Below are 15541 nucleotides of genomic sequence, written 5' to 3'. Positions count from 1 at the left end.
TTGTTTTGTTTTTCTAAATTGTTCTCGATTCTTGACAGATTCCTTTGCCTTAACTCCTCACTGGCATTTGGTTTTTCAACTTAGCAAGACCATTTGTAATGAGTACATCGCCTGGTTTTAAGCCTGATTTTATAATGGCGTTAATTCCAATAATTTGGTCGATGGTAACTTTTGTGCGTTCTGCCTTGCCGTTATTATTCAGAAAAACATAATCGGTTTCACCTTGTCGTTTTATGCATTCCCACGGAATAATAATCTGGTTTTCAAGGGTCTTGGTTTTTACAAACAACTGTACCGTACTACCCGATATAATACTGCCTTTTGTGTAGTTGAATGCCGCTTTTACGCGGTAAGCACGTGTTTGCATATCCATGGTCAGTGCTTTTTCCGAAACATGTCCTTTAATGGTATCAGTATCGTGCAGAAAAAACACTTCGGCGTTGTTGGCAATTTTCGAAATGGCATTCGATGTAACAAAAAAAGTAGCCTCCATTTGCCCTGTTGAGGCAATCGACAAGAGTGCATCGCCAGCATTAACTTCTTTTCCCTGGTTAACCGCTACATCGGTAATAATTCCACTAAATGGTGCTTTTATCGAATAAAGCTCGTTCGATTGTTTTAACACCTTTTCCTGAATATCGAGCTGTGTTTGTAATTGTTCAACTGATAATTTTGAAACCGCACCCTTTTTAAAAAGAATTTCCTGGCGTTCGCAGTTACGTTTCAGTTCGTCGTAAGCCAGGCGGGCTTGCTCGATTTGTAATTCGTGGTTCTGTGGAGGGTAAGTTAAAAGAATTTGGTCTTTTTCTACCCGCGCTCCTGGGGCAATGTTAAGTTTTTCAATCTTTCCCGAAAGTTCAGAAACCACGGTCATGCTTTGTTTAAACTGAACCTCGCCAAAAAAGTTTTTTTCAATATCAACATTTTGCCGTTGCAAAGTTAAGGTTGCCACTTTTAAGGCTTTTTTCTCAGTTTTCTCAACGGCTTCACTTTGTGTGCAAGCTTGTGCAAATAATGCAAGCGCTGCGATTAATAAAATTTGTTTTAACGTATTCATTGTGAAATTTTTATTGTTGTTGTTTGTATTCTTTTATTTGTTGCGGGTGGCGGATTACAAGTTGTAGTTTGCAGGTGAGTTATTGTGATTTGTTGAGATTTGTTGTTCGTACAATTAATCTCCAGCAATCAAAACCAACTCTGCCTACTATGGACTGCCTATTGCCTACTTTCAAATTAAATCTTCCCCGTAATTTTCTTTAACTTGATTTGTGCTGTGCGGTAATCAAGGCAGGCGTTTAACCTGTTAAGTTTGGCTCTAATCAACGACAGCCTTATTTCTTTTAACTCCAGATTTGTGAGCATTCCCAATTTTATTTTTTCTTTGGCAATGTCAATTTCGCGTTCACTTAGTTCTATTAATTCAGACTCGGTATTAATTTTATCTATGGCTACACTTAAATCATTTTGTGTATTGATAAGTTCTTTTTGCAATTCAAGCTGCTTAAAATGACGATTGAGTTGAGCATTACTAAAATTAATTTCAGCTTTTTTTACATTCGCGTTATTGTAACCTCCTGAAAAAATGGGTATTGATAGCAAAAGTTGGCCATAGGGAACTTTGTTTACGTTGTTAAATTTGAATTCATCGTTGTAGGTATCGAAACTGTACCCCAATTGTGCTTTTAGCGTTGGATAATAAGCTGTTTGCTTTTCTTTAATTTGTTGTTTATTTAGTTCAAGTTGTTTTGACAGGATTGCAAGGCTCGTATTGTTTTGCAAGGCTTCATCTCCCGTATTAAACAATGTCATTTCGTTATCTAAAAGATTTATGTTACCACTTATTTCGAAAGGTGCATCTGGAGCAATATTTGCCAGAACCTTTAATTCGTTTAATAAATTCTCGTAAAGTGTTTGTACAGAATGCACCCTGGGAATGGTTTGTTTATGGTATATCTTGGCCTGTTGTTTTTCGAACTCGCTTACCACGCCCTGTTCATAAAGGTCTGAAAATTGTGTCCATTGCTGTTTGGCCAGTTCCTCGTTTTCCTTCATCACCTTAAGACTCTCTTTTGCATACAAGGCTTGCCAAAAAAGTAACGCCCCTTGCTTTTGTATTTCTTCCGACAATTCGGTGTGCGATAGTTTTGAGTATTCTTCTGAGAGTTTGGCCAACTTTATAGTGGCGCCTACAGCCGGATTATAAATCGATTGTTCTGCTACCACTCCGGCACTAATGTTATTTTTGTAGCTTATTGCAAATTTATCGGGTAAATCATCAATACCCCAATCGCTTAAATAGCTTTCTATATCGCCTAAACTACTTTCTAAATCGCTTAAAAAAATGTAACTGTAATCAAAATCGCGCCTGTAGCTTGCTGTTGCACCAACGGACGGTAAAAAAGCTGCTTTTGCCATTTTTATGTTTTCGGCTGCCTCTCGAATTTTGTTTTTGCTTTGCAGGAGGTGAGCGTTTTTGTGTTGTAACGAATCAAGATAAGTTTCTAACGAATAACCTTGCCCGTATCCATGCATCCCAATAAAAAGGATAACTAAAAAGCTTGTAATTTTTAATAACTGATTTTTCATTTTATGTCTACTGAATAATTGTTTTCATCAAATTATCGGCAAACATAATGGAGAAACAAAAGCTGGTCTTCCCTGATTATAATTAGGGATAAAATTGGAGGAAATTAGCTGTCATTTTTTATAGGCAGGGACAAGAATACTTGCCTAATTGACTGAATGTGAGTTGCAAGTGATTTTGAAATAAAATGTTTAGTATTTTAAATACAAAAGGTGAGATTTTGAAAGAATTGAGGATAGGATAAAAAAAGCCTGCTATTACGACTTCATTTTTTTAAACTCAGAGGGTGTCATGCCCGTTTCCTTTTTAAAAGCATTGTAGAATGGGTTTTTGCTGTTGAAGCCCACTTCAAAGGCCACAGCAAGTATGGTAAATTGCTGTCCTTTTTCGGAGATTAAAAGTTCTTTGGCATCGGCAATACGGTACGAGTTAACAAAGTCGAAAAAGCTTTTGCCCTCCTTTTCGTTTATTACCTGCGAAATATGGTGCAGGCTTTCGCCGGTAGCATCGGCCAAATTGTTAAGCCTGAACTCAGGGTTTGTATAAAGTTTTTCGGCTTTCATTACTTCCTGAATTTTTTCCCAAAGCTTTTCGGACTTTTCATCGCTCAATGATGATTTTGCATATTTTTTTGCCTCTGTCTGTTCTATGTCTTTGTAATCGCCATGCACTGCAAAAACAGGAAATTTTATAGAGAAATAAGCAAAAACAAAGAGCAATATGGTCATAAAAAGCGATTCGTAATCGTTTACCAATAGCCATTCTTTTCCCATACTTAGGGCAAAAATACTATATGCAAAGGTAAGTGCGAGAAAAACGATGAGTCCAATTATAAGATACTTAATCCAAAGAAATTCGTTTTGTTTTTTTTCGTCAAGCTTTACAGCAAAATTTAAATTCTTAATTTTTTGGTACAAACGCACCATTGGTATAATATTCAGCAAAAGAACCAGGTAATAGTCAAAAATTATATACACTATATTCTCCATCATTTCATCAACACTTTTAATTTCGTAATAGAAATACCAAATTAAACCTGCCCGTATAACCGTAATGGCAAGTGCACCATAAGTAATTATGTGCGGCACTTTTTTAAGTTTTAATAACAACGAGGTGAATAGTAAAACCCAGTAGCCAAGCAAATGGAAATAAAAGTATGAGAATCCCACCCAATATAAATCGGCACTTTGGTTGTAGTTCAAAAATGCATCAACTAAATAATGGGTATTAAAAAGAAGAATAAGGATTAGAATAAACTTAGCCTTACGGTTATTTGTCATAATCCTGTTGCTGGCAACAAGAAAGAAAATAAATAACACACCCCAGGAAGCACCAATAAGGGGGATAATCTGCATAATATCCATACACTAAATTTACTGAAACCACAAAGGTAATGTTTAGGCTTTTATTTTGTTTAAATGGGTTCGATTTTTTTAGACATTGATGGAGTCATCCCCTTTTCTTTTTAAAGGCATTGTGGAATCAATTCTAAGCTTTTGGCCTTCCATCTTTTCTGTATCTATTTTCATATCATTACACTTGTCAAATTATTCTGGCACAGTTTTATTTAGCAAAAATGCTCCCCTATAATCCCCGACTTCGGAGGGCGATTTTCCCCAACGGGGCAAGTGGTTTTCAGGTACTGAAAACGTTTTGAGTACCTCAAAACACAACTTGCCGTGTTCCTGTGAACACATGGTTTTTAAGGTCCTGATAATTACTGCTTTTATAATGCTCATTTATTGCTTCAAATTATTCATAAGCCAAAGCTATATTGAACCAACAAAATATTCCTTATTGAAATATGAGACAAATGCAGCCAGACAGCGCCAAATTAAATTAGCGGTTCTCCGACCAAAACTTAACACATAAAACAGTCATAGTTTGTTTATTTTAATATTGATTAGTTGAAAAAACTGAAGTTTTATTCACCAAAATATTAAAAGGTTTATTTAAACGTTTAAAAGCTTTTGTTTTCATGTAAAGAGAAACGCAAATACATAAAAATGCTTTTTCCTAAATAGAGGTTTTGCTAAAAACTCAGTTCATTATTTATTTACTTAACCAATCATATATGCGGATTCCAGAGGAGAGGGAGTTGGAAGTTTCATTTAAGCATTAATCAAAACATTTAATCCCCAATATTCATTTCATAATAAACGACTAATGATATGCGTCTTTCGTCGGGTCGGTCGTTGTTGTTTTGGTAGTAGCCATTGAAAGCCTGCGGCAAACAAGTTTTTTTCAAAAAATACTATTCAATGTATGGAGATTTTTTGAAAAACCTATGGCTTGAACTTGCTTGTCCGTAAGGCTGAAAATTAAGTTTGCTGCCAAAATAACAACGACCGACCAAAGATGCTGTTCATTATTATTGTGGAAATGAATATTGCATCTACATTATCACAATTTACTAATCCGACCAAAGGAGGTTGTTAATCGGAATCATTGGTTCGGGCTGGCAAAAACAAGTGTAAGGCTGAATTGCAATGTAGCGAGGTCTGAGAAAGCAGGGTGAGCGGAATGAAAAGTAAGCCTTACTCTTGTGTGCGGTGTTGGAGGTTACTGAATGTAAGGAGTGTTCCGAATCGAAGTCGGAATAATGATAGAAATGAAGTTACCGCAAACACAGGAACATTAACCTGAATTTAGTGCGGGAAGTTTTGTTTATTTATTTTAATCCCGTAATATTTTCCTAAGCCAAATAAAGCCTCCACCCGCCACTTAAGTCATATTCTTTAATGGTAATCTTTGTATTGTTAGGTTTGCTATTGGTTGGTTCGAAAACTATTGAATCTAATTCACCAGCCATGAATACTATGCAAGAAAACGAAAACAGAAGTATAGAAGAAGCCACAGCAAGGGTAAAAAAGAGGCTACCATTGAAAAAAATACGGTCTATGCCTAAGTACAAAGATTTAACCCCAGATGGTTACGAAAAACTTATCAAGGACTCGGAAACCGTTGCTTTGCTAATATTGAAAGCTTTCCTGTTGAAAAAATAACCAGCATCATATTGGTTATTTTTATAATTTACAAGCCATGAAAGATTTAAGCCCGTTTAACCATTTTGCCCCGCAAGTCCCGAAGAAATTTCAGGAGGGGAATAATGCTGTTATTTATACGCGCGTTTCATCGGCAGACCAGGAAGATAATACCAGCCTTGCATCGCAAAAAAGATATTGTGAAGTATATGCCAACAAACGGGGCTTAAATGTGGTTGGCTACTTTGGAGGAACTTATGAATCAGCAAAAACCGATGACAGAAAAGAATTCAACCGGATGTTGACTTTTGTAAAACGTTCAAAGAATATTAGCTATGTAATTGTTTATTCTTACGAGAGATTTTCTCGTTCAGGAATCAATGGCGCATCTATTGCCGACGAACTACTAAAAAAATACGGAGTAATAACTTTAGCTACAACGCAAGAACTTGACCCTACAACTCCATCTGGCTCATTTCAACAAAAAATACTTTTCCTTTTCGGGCAAATGGATAACGAACTCCGCCGCGACAAGGTTGTAACAGGTATGCGTGAAATGTTGATGAAAGGCTATTGGGTCTTTAAACCACCTCGCGGGTATGAAGTTTTGAATAAAGGTAGTAGGGCCACAGAGCGCCAAATCGTGATAAATAAAGAGGGGAAAATTCTAAAAAAGGCATTTGAATGGAAAGCATATCACGAAATACCCAATATTGAGATTGTAAGAAAACTTAAAAAGCTGGGAGTAAATATTACCGATAAAAAACTGCATGAGCTATTTATTAATCCTTTCTATTGCGGTCTAATTGTTAGTAAACTCATCCCCGGGAAAGTGGTTGAAGGCAAGCATATTCCACTTATCTCAAAGAAATTATTTTTAGAAGCAAATAATATCAGGAATGAGAAACGTGTTCATGGCTATGTACACGACATGGAAAGCGAAAGCCTACCTTTAAAAGTTTTTACAAAGTGTGAAAAATGTGGCAGTACCATTACTGGTTACCAGGTGAAAAAGAAAGGCTTATATTATTACAAATGCAGAACTAAAGGATGCAATGTAAACAGAAGTGCTAAGGCAATGCATGAGCTTTTCAGAAGCGTGTTAAAAACATTCCAGATAGCTAAAGAAACAACTTCAATTATTAAGGTTCAACTGGAAGAACAAATGGCTGGTTTCTTCAAAAATGAATTAGAGGATGCCAAGTCCTTAAAATTGAGGCTGGCAGAAACAAGAAGAAGATTAGACACCATTGAAGAACGTTTCGTTATCGGAGAAATTGACAGAGGCCTATATGACAAATTCAGACCCAAATACGAAAAGGAATGTTTTACAATTGAACAAGAATTAAATAAAGTTGGAGGGTATAGTTCGAACCTTAAAAAAGTAGTGGATTATGCAGTCGATTTATGTCGAAACCCTTTGAAAATATGGGATTCCAGCGACCTTAACGGGAAAAGGGTTTTTCAGAATCTGCTATTCCCTGAGGGAATTTACTATAACCGAGAATTAGACCGAGTTCGAACCTCAAGAATAAATTCATTTTTCGCCTTAATCCCAGAAATAGCAAGGGATTTGGAAGGGCACAAAAAAAGGGATTTCAACAAATTTGATGAAATCCCCTGTTGGGTGGAGCTGGCGGGAGTCGAACCCGCGTCCAAACGAGGAAGCTACAAGCTTTCTACATGTTTATCTCTGACTTAATTTTCGAATAGCAGCCGGATCAAAGCCACCAACTACTACCTTATCTCTTTTAATTTCGCCAAAACGCCAGAGCCTCGTTTTAGCTAGCTTCGATTTACTTGCACCGCCTGATCGGACCGCTTCAAAGCATTAGCATCCGGGCGATGTCTCGTTTCAGCACCTTGTGCCGAAATTAAGTGTAATCTAAATTGTTAGATTACGCAGCAAGAGCGTAATTATTTTCGCCAATTAATGGTTTGATCATTATTTTTAACGGGTTAACAACCAAAACCCGACATGCTTACCTGTCTCTTCTACCCGCTGTCAAAACCAGTCAGCCCCATAGAAGTTGTATATGTTTGTTATTTAGAACGATAGAAAAGATTGGTGTTGTTGCGGGTAACAAACTGGTAACAAACTGCTACGTTTTTTACGCACTAACTTCATCTATTCCGCTGCAAAGATATTTATTCTAAAAGAAATCCGACAAACTCGGGGCCTTTACTTGAAAAAAAGAATTAATTAGTCAGTTTTATAAAGTCATAACATTCTTACTCACCAACTAAATATGTATAATGTGAACAATTTGATTCCATTTCCACAAATTATTAAACTAAAACCAAAACCATTGAGTAGCTGGTGCAAGCGCATCTGATGAAATAAAACACGCACATGATTTACTTTTGTTAAATATGAACCTTGCATAAACAAGACACAATTTTCTAGAAAGCACAATTCCACGAAATGTATTCCCTCTGCAGATAGTAAGGCGGATTAGAATATTAAAAAATAAGTATGTGATGAATAGTCATTTATTGACGGAAGTAGTATTGTCAGAGGGAATATTTAAAGCTCAAAAATACAAGAGTGAATAGGTTATGTTATTAATTATAAGCATAATATGGCAATAATAACAATCGAGGAAAAAGGCGAAATCCATTAGGTTGACTCTGGTGTTACGTAAAAAAGATCTTTAATATGGCATCTTAAATAATTTATGGTATAAATGGTTAAATGAGTAAATGAGAACTTGTCATCGCAAAAATCTTACCTATTAATTTTTTAATAACTAGTATTGAAGAACTCACTTTAATCAATAAAATTGATAACAGATCCAATGAATTACGCTCCTCATTTCGGTACACGAAAAAAAATGGAATTAAAAAAAGACAATTAGTTAAAATTGAAACAGTCTTATAACATTACAATATTTAAGAACAAAACAAAAGTTTGAATTCTGGTATTTGAAGCTGTAATGATTTGGACTTGAAGTTGTTGTAGGTGAGGGTTTAGGGGGTGTCAAAGAGGAGAAAGTCTTCTTGAGTTCTAACCTGCTATACGAAACATTTACGTTCTTTTCTTGCCATAAATAAAAAGAATAAACTATTATTTGTGTAGGCTTATCCATTCACTTGGTTTCGATTATATATATTTGTTTCCCTATCAAAAACCACTATTGAAGATTGAAGCAAAAGGAACAAATACTATGGAATCGCCTGAAGGAGGGTAGTAATGAAGCATTAGGGGAGCTTTTTGAAATCTGCTTTCATGAATTATATTTTTATGGTTTAAAGATAGTTCCGGTTTCCGATTTGGTGAAAGACGTAATCCATGACATGTTTATTCGCTTGTGGGACAGGCGAGAGCACCTTGGCGATGTAAACAGAGTAAAACCCTACTTGCTGGTTACTTTAAAAAATGACCTCGTCCATGTCCTAAAAAAAAATAGGTTCACCGAATTGGATACTTCAATAAAATGGGAGCCATTTGTGCTTGCTGCCGATGATTTTATTATTAATGAAGAAAACTCAGAAAAACTCAATCAGCGACTGGCACAAAGCTTAAATCATTTGTCAGAACGTCAACGTGAGGTTCTGATCTTGCGTTTTTATCACAATCTTGGATTCGACGAAATGGGAGAAGTCCTGGAAATGAATGTTCAATCGGTAAGAAATCTTTTGTTTCGGGCTTTAGAGAAGGTAAGGAAAGAGCTGAAAGATGTTGGGTTTCATAGTTCCGATAACATCGAAATTATTCTTTTTAGCTGTTTTTTGAAAAAAAAATAATTTTTGGTGAGTATAAAACAGTAATATTTCCTCCTTATAGTATAAAGGAAGAAAAATGAAAACGTTCAATAAAAATATATACGAAGAATTAATAGCCGACAATCGTTTTATCAGCTGGGCTTCCAGACGTGATAAATCAGCTGCAATGTACTGGGAAGAATGGAGACAAAAGCATCCCGAATATCATACAGAATTTAAAGAAGCCCTTAAAACAGTTCAGTTATTTAAATTTTCCGAACCAAATGTTACCAATGCCGAAGTACAATTTCGCAGACAAAAAATACAAAGTCAGCTTTCTGTTTCTGATACTTCTGTAAGGGTTCGGAGATTAACCTTCTGGTTGGGCCGGGTTGCTGCAATTTTAGTATTACCATTAATCATCTCCGTGCTATTATTATATCTTAAAAATTCTTCAGTTCAATCTGCGTATCAGCAAGTTTTGGAATATAATAACTCAAATCCGGTAACCGTTAAAGCACCATTGGGAGGAATGGTAAATTTACAACTTCCTGACGGAACCAAAGTTTGGTTAAACGCCGGCTCGGAAATTAAATACGCTGCAAGCTTTAGTGCCGAGAAACGTGAAGTTAATTTAGAAGGAGAAGCTTTCTTTAAAGTAGAAAAGGCCTCCGTTCCTTTTGTTGTGAACAATGCAGGGCCACAAATTAAAGTATACGGCACACAGTTTAACGTGAATGCATACAACAACGAAAAGAATGTGATTGTAGCATTGGAAGAAGGAAGAATATCCTTAAATGTAAATAATGGAGAACAGTTTTTAGAGCCAGGCGAAGTGTCAGTATTCGATAAAAACAAACGTAAATTAACAATAAGAAAAGACCCTATCGATCAATATACAGCCTGGCGAACCGGAAAACTAATTTTTAGAGACGCTACCTTAGCTCATATTGCCCGAACACTTGAGCGACGCTACAATGCACAAATCGAAATTGCCGATGCCGAAATTGCCGGCTATACCTACAACGCAACTGTTAGAGGTGAAACTTTCGAGCAGATTCTTGAATTACTGAGACTTACAGCACCCATAAAATACACCTATAAAAAGCCTGAGCAAAATGCAGATACAACTTTTTCTAAGGCCAAAGTAGTGATCACGAGAGATAAGAACAGAATAATAAAAAATTAAATTTTTTGCCTATGAGAAGAGTCTAACTATTCCAAAGAAGAAAAAGAAAATGCGGGTACTGCGCCAACACCACCCACATTTTACTTCAGTTTTAATTAATCGTTTAAATTAATCAATTACAAATTTATGAAAAAAAATGTAACTGAAAGTGGAGGTTATTATCTCAACTTTCGAAACCTAATCTTGAAAATGAAACTTACAGCTTTTATTCTTTTATTTGTTGTATTTCAAACAATGGCAGGTACATTGCTTGCCCAGGGGAAGTTCTCTCTTGACTTTAACAATAAAACAGTGGAGCAGGTGCTTCTTGATTTGGAGATTCAGACCAAATTAGGATTTATTTACAACAAAGATTTATTAGATGTTGAACGTAAAGTTAGCATAAACGTAGAAGACGCCACCCTCGATGATATTCTTAAAAAACTGTTTCCTTCAAATAATGTAACTTTTCACCGGGTGAATAACCAGGTTGTTATTAGTCCCAAATTTGAAGACAGCAAACAGCAGGCTTTAATTTCGGGTAAAGTAACCGACGAAAGTGGTGAGCCACTGCCTGGGGTTACTGTAATTATTAAAGGATCTACGCAAGGGACAGTGACCAATGTTGATGGAAATTATACACTTGAAGCCAGTCAAGGTGATGTTCTTCAGTTTTCTTTCGTAGGGATGAAAACTAAGGAGGTTGTATTTGAAGATCAGACGGTTATTAATATTGAAATGGTAGCTGATGCTATTGGATTGGAAGAGGTTATTGCAGTAGGATATGGCACACAGAAAAAAGTAAATCTTACCGGTGCTGTTGCTTCTGTGAAAGGCGAGGAAATGGTTAAAAGACCAGTAACAAACCCTACTTCAATGCTACAAGGTATGGTTTCCGGTGTGCAGATTGTTCAAAACTCAGGAGAACCCGGAAATGAGGGAGTTTCAATTAGTATCAGAGGTAAAGGAACGTTTAGTAGTGCAGGTTCAAGCCCATTGGTTTTAATTGATGGTGTTCAGGGTAATCTTGCAGATGTAAACCCAAATAACATTGAAAATATCTCTGTTCTTAAAGATGCTGCTTCGGCTGCAATTTATGGAGCTCGTGCTGCAAATGGTGTTGTATTGGTAACCACAAAGACCGGAGAGGAAGGTAAAGTTACCGCCGAATACAATGGTAGTTTTGGTATTCATACCGTTACAAAAATGTGGGATGTGATAGATAATTCAGCAGAGTATATGGAACTATTCAATGAGGCCAGAATTAATTCCGGACTTAATTCCGGATTATACTCTGATGAAATGATTAATGCATATCGAAATACTACCGACCGCAATCTTTATCCAAACACGAATTGGATGGACCATTTGTTTAGTCCGGCACCAACATGGAATCACAACCTGGTTTTTAGTGGAGGGAATAAAGGAACCAAATTTAATATCTCCCTAGGCTATGTTGATCAGCAAGGCGTGATGAAAGGATTCGATTACAAAAAATACAATATACGGGCAAATTTAACTTCGGCTGTAAATGAGAAAATCAGATTTGGTCTTAATTTCTCGGCCAAACAAGGGAAAAAATCAGGAGCGCGTCAAGGAGCTGATGATACATTTTTAGCAGCAATGGCACAGGCACCAACATATTCACCTCAACTTTCTGATGGTAGTGGCAGGTATACCTTTAAAGCTTACGATTTCGAATCGAATAACAAAAACCCAATCGCAATAATCGACAATAATGTAAATAAGAATGTAACCGACTATGTTATTTCTACTCAGGGATGGCTGGATGTTGAGTTACTCAAAGGCTTAAACTGGTATACGAAGGCTGCTATAAATTTAGACTTTATTAAGTCGGATGATTTTATGCCAAAGGTTCCTCTATACAACTTTCGAACCAATGAGTATATGTCTTTATTGAATGTGGGAGGTGAAGGTTTGATAAACCAGGATGAGCAAAATGTCTATCGAAACCTTTTTACTTACCTGAAGTTTGACAAGCAAGTAGGTGATGGACACACATTAAATGCGCAGGTGGGGTACAGCATGGAAGATAATGTTTATCAGTATTTAAAAGGATATAGAAAAGAGTTTCCTACAGATATACTTCGGGAGTTAGATGCCGGAAGTCTTTCTGTACAACAGGCAAATGGTACAAAAAATGAATGGGCATTGATGTCGCTTTTTGGACGATTGGGTTATAACTTTAAAGACAGGTATCTATTTGAGGCCAATATGAGATACGATGCTACTTCCAGGTTACATGCCGATTCGCGCTGGGGAGCTTTCCCATCGTTTTCCGGAGCATGGAGGGTAACAGAAGAACAGTTCTTTAAAGAGCTTGATGTAGCATGGTTGAATAATTTAAAATTGAGAGGTTCGTATGGAGAACTTGGTAACCAAAATATTGGCTTATACCCGTATCAATCTATCCTGGCATTAACCGGTAACTATTCGTTTGATGATTCAGCTTTATCATCAGGAGTAGCCCAAACAGATTTATCAAACCAAAATATTAAGTGGGAAACAACAAGTATTCTCGACTTTGGTCTTGACCTCACCGCATTTCAAGGCCTAAGTGTAACTTTTGATTGGTATAAAAAAAGAACTTCAGATATTTTGAGGTCTTCACAGGTAACTGCTTTGGTTGGGCTTGAGGCTCCAACGGTTAATAGTGGAACAATGGAGAATACCGGAGTTGAGCTGAGTTTACAATATGCAAATCAGGTAAAATCGGGCTTCCTGTCCGGATTGACTTACAACCTTGGTTTTAATATCGACCATTATAAAAACGAATTGGTTGATTTTGGCGAAAGAGAAATAAAAGGTTATTCCATACGAGAAGAAGGTGCTGAATGGGATGCATTTTATATGCTGGAGTATATCGGAATTTTTCGGTCTGAACAAGAAGTGCAGAATTCACCTAAACAATTTAACGACAATACTAAACCCGGAGATTTGAAATGGAAAGACCAAAATAACGATGGAAAAATAGATTATGACGACCGAGTTGTTATGTCTGGAAGATATCCTGCTTTTAATTATTCCTTCAATTTTGCCTCTAATTGGAAAGGCTTTGATTTATCGGCACAATTTCAAGGGGTTGAGGATGTTAAAATTTTTATTGAGAAGCATGGTATTGTTCCTTTTTGGCAAGGTTCTCCACCACTTACAGAATGGCGCGATAGATGGACCGAAAGCAATCCAACAGCAAGCATGCCCCGTATCTATTTTGGAAATAAAGCACCGCAAAATTATCGACGTAATTCGTCATGGTTTTTGCAAGATGCTTCCTATCTGCGTTTGAAAAACCTGACTTTTGGATATACGCTTCCAGGCTCTTTTACCAAGCGTATTGGATTAAGCCATTTAAGGTTGTATTTCTCTGGCGATAATTTACTTACAATAACAGATTATCCGGGATTAGATCCGGAGCGTGCCGGAAGCGGAAGATTTGTTAATGCCCCACAGAATAAAATTTATTCGTTTGGTGTAAATGTTAAATTTTAAAAGTGTTTGAAATGAAAAATTATATATTATTAGCAATAATTGCCGTGTTACTATCATGCAGTTCATGCAATGATTTGTTAGACAAGGAACCACTGGATAAAATTTCATCAGGTATCTTTTGGATGAGCAAAACTGATTTTGAAATGGCTTTAACGGCCAATTACGGAATGCTGCAGGAAAACGATATTTTCGGAGCACGATATGCGAATTGGGATGTTTTAACCGATAATGGCTATGGGCAACATAATAGCTTTAACTCGAAAGACATTGTATCGGGAAACATAAATCCTACTACAGGTGGATATATTTCAGATTTGTATAACTATAGTTATAAGGCGATAGCGCGGGCAAATATTTTTCTTACGGAATTAAAAAATTATGAGGGAAATGATTTGTCGGAAAATGAAAAAAAGGCAGCAGAAGCTGAAGTGACTTTTTTAAGAGCTTTTCATTATTTTAACTTGTATCTCCATTATGGAGATGTGCCTTTGGTCTTAGAACCATTAAGTCTTGAAAACCAGGTGCAAGCTAAAGTTGATGCAGCACAAATTTATGACCAGGTAATTAAAGATTTGGATTTTGCTATTGCAAATCTTAATGCTGTGCCTTATTTCGAGAATTCAGGCCACGCTACAAAATCAACTGCCCGGGCATTTAAAGCTAGAGTGCTTATTAACGAGGCGTATGGAGACACCGGCGTTCCAAATACAACTATTTTAGCTGAGGTTAAGCAGCTGTGTCTGCAAGTTATGGGGGAATATTCGTTGAGCCCCAATTTTGAGGATGTATTTCAGGACAAGGGGCAACAAGGGAATACCGAAATTATCTTTTCTGTAAATTTCCTGGCACCGGATGATTTGCCAAGTCGGGGTGTTGATTTAATATACGGTGACTGGATTTCGGTGAGTCCTCTTCAGAATTTGGTTGATGCTTTTGAATGTGCAGATGGACTTCCCTGGGGAACTTCTCCTTTAACAAATACGGATGATCCTTTTGAAAACAGAGACCCTCGTTTAGCCAAAACAATTTTTGTAGACTATCCGGATTGGGGAAATGGAAACATACACTCGCCAACCAACTCACGACCTACAGGCTATGGACTTATGAAATTTCTTGAGCCTGATAATACACCTTATGGATATTCAACTTTGAGCCAGCAAAATACGGTTATATTACGCTTGGGAGAAGTGCTGCTAATGTATGCCGAAGCGCAAAATGAAATTGAAGGCCCTGATGCCACTGTTTATCAGGCAATAAACGACATAAGAGCCCGAGTAAACATGCCAGCCCTTACCGAAGGATTAAACAAGGATGAAATGAGGGAAAAGATAAGGCATGAGAGAAGAATTGAAATGGCTTTTGAAGGATTGCGTTTCTTCGACTTGAAAAGATGGCATATTGCAGGAGAGGTATTGAATAGTGTAACAGATGGTATTTTAACTTATCACTGGGAAGATAAGTTTTATCATTGGCCATTACCACAGGAAGAAATAGACAAGAGTCAAGGCGTCTTAATTCAAAATTCAGATTATTAAAAAAAACAAAATAAGAGGGGAACCCATTGATGATGAGTTGCCCTCTTTTAATTCG

General features: G+C 36.7%; 8 protein-coding genes, 1 other RNA gene and 1 pseudogene. 6 read left to right on the top strand and 4 right to left on the bottom strand.

Annotated elements, in window-relative coordinates:
• Window positions 1–49: 49 nt before the first annotated feature.
• The 3 genes from QZ574_RS04890 to QZ574_RS04880 form a co-directional block, all read right to left on the bottom strand.
• Window positions 50–1057, bottom strand: coding sequence for an efflux RND transporter periplasmic adaptor subunit (locus tag QZ574_RS04890; protein ID WP_297087382.1), 1008 nt, complete (start codon window positions 1055–1057; stop codon window positions 50–52).
• A 176-nt stretch (window positions 1058–1233) separates the two neighbouring features.
• Window positions 1234–2586 (bottom strand): TolC family protein, encoded by a 1353-nt coding sequence (locus QZ574_RS04885; RefSeq protein WP_297087380.1) that lies wholly within the window; start codon window positions 2584–2586, stop codon window positions 1234–1236.
• Between the two features lie 255 nt (window positions 2587–2841).
• On the bottom strand, window positions 2842–3948 hold the full coding sequence (locus QZ574_RS04880) for a helix-turn-helix domain-containing protein (protein WP_297087378.1): 1107 nt from the start codon (window positions 3946–3948) through the stop codon (window positions 2842–2844).
• 1377 nt (window positions 3949–5325) lie between these two features.
• On the opposite strand from QZ574_RS04880, the gene QZ574_RS04875 reads away from it, so the two are divergent.
• Window positions 5326–5589, top strand: a complete 264-nt coding sequence (locus QZ574_RS04875; protein WP_297087376.1) for a hypothetical protein — start codon at window positions 5326–5328, stop codon at window positions 5587–5589.
• Between the two features lie 37 nt (window positions 5590–5626).
• Window positions 5627–6460, top strand: a pseudogene (locus QZ574_RS19420) (recombinase family protein); the annotation flags it as partial.
• A gap of 733 nt (window positions 6461–7193) precedes the next feature.
• Here the strand turns inward: QZ574_RS19420 and ssrA are convergent.
• Window positions 7194–7591, bottom strand: a transfer-messenger RNA (tmRNA) gene (gene ssrA / locus QZ574_RS04870).
• A gap of 1121 nt (window positions 7592–8712) precedes the next feature.
• Here ssrA and QZ574_RS04865 point away from each other — a divergent pair.
• From QZ574_RS04865 to QZ574_RS04850, 4 genes are all read left to right on the top strand, one after another.
• Window positions 8713–9315, top strand: coding sequence for a sigma-70 family RNA polymerase sigma factor (locus tag QZ574_RS04865; RefSeq protein WP_297087374.1), 603 nt, complete (start codon window positions 8713–8715; stop codon window positions 9313–9315).
• Between the two features lie 55 nt (window positions 9316–9370).
• Window positions 9371–10462: a FecR domain-containing protein gene (locus QZ574_RS04860; protein WP_297087372.1), complete on the top strand. Its 1092-nt coding sequence runs from the start codon at window positions 9371–9373 to the stop codon at window positions 10460–10462.
• A gap of 126 nt (window positions 10463–10588) precedes the next feature.
• Window positions 10589–13951: a TonB-dependent receptor gene (locus QZ574_RS04855; protein ID WP_297087370.1), complete on the top strand. Its 3363-nt coding sequence runs from the start codon at window positions 10589–10591 to the stop codon at window positions 13949–13951.
• A gap of 11 nt (window positions 13952–13962) precedes the next feature.
• Window positions 13963–15486 carry a RagB/SusD family nutrient uptake outer membrane protein gene (locus tag QZ574_RS04850; RefSeq protein ID WP_297087368.1) on the top strand — a complete coding sequence of 508 codons (1524 nt, stop codon included), beginning with the start codon at window positions 13963–13965 and terminating at the stop codon, window positions 15484–15486.
• Window positions 15487–15541: the final 55 nt, after the last annotated feature.

It is taken from the genome of uncultured Draconibacterium sp. (assembly GCF_913063105.1).
Classification (GTDB): Bacteria; Bacteroidota; Bacteroidia; order Bacteroidales; family Prolixibacteraceae; genus Draconibacterium.
This window is presented reverse-complemented; position numbering and strand designations above follow the sequence as displayed.

Bases quoted from the DNA above. Each gene is read 5' to 3' on its own strand.
- QZ574_RS04890 (WP_297087382.1), bottom strand. From the start codon at position 1,057: ATGAATACGTTAAAACAAATTTTATTAATCGCAGCGCTTGCATTATTT.
- QZ574_RS04875 (WP_297087376.1), top strand. From the start codon at position 5,326: ATGGTAATCTTTGTATTGTTAGGTTTGCTATTGGTTGGTTCGAAAACT.
- QZ574_RS04860 (WP_297087372.1), top strand. From the start codon at position 9,371: ATGAAAACGTTCAATAAAAATATATACGAAGAATTAATAGCCGACAAT.
- QZ574_RS04885 (WP_297087380.1), bottom strand. From the start codon at position 2,586: ATGAAAAATCAGTTATTAAAAATTACAAGCTTTTTAGTTATCCTTTTT.
- QZ574_RS04850 (WP_297087368.1), top strand. From the start codon at position 13,963: ATGAAAAATTATATATTATTAGCAATAATTGCCGTGTTACTATCATGC.
- QZ574_RS04880 (WP_297087378.1), bottom strand. From the start codon at position 3,948: ATGGATATTATGCAGATTATCCCCCTTATTGGTGCTTCCTGGGGTGTG.
- QZ574_RS04855 (WP_297087370.1), top strand. From the start codon at position 10,589: ATGAAAAAAAATGTAACTGAAAGTGGAGGTTATTATCTCAACTTTCGA.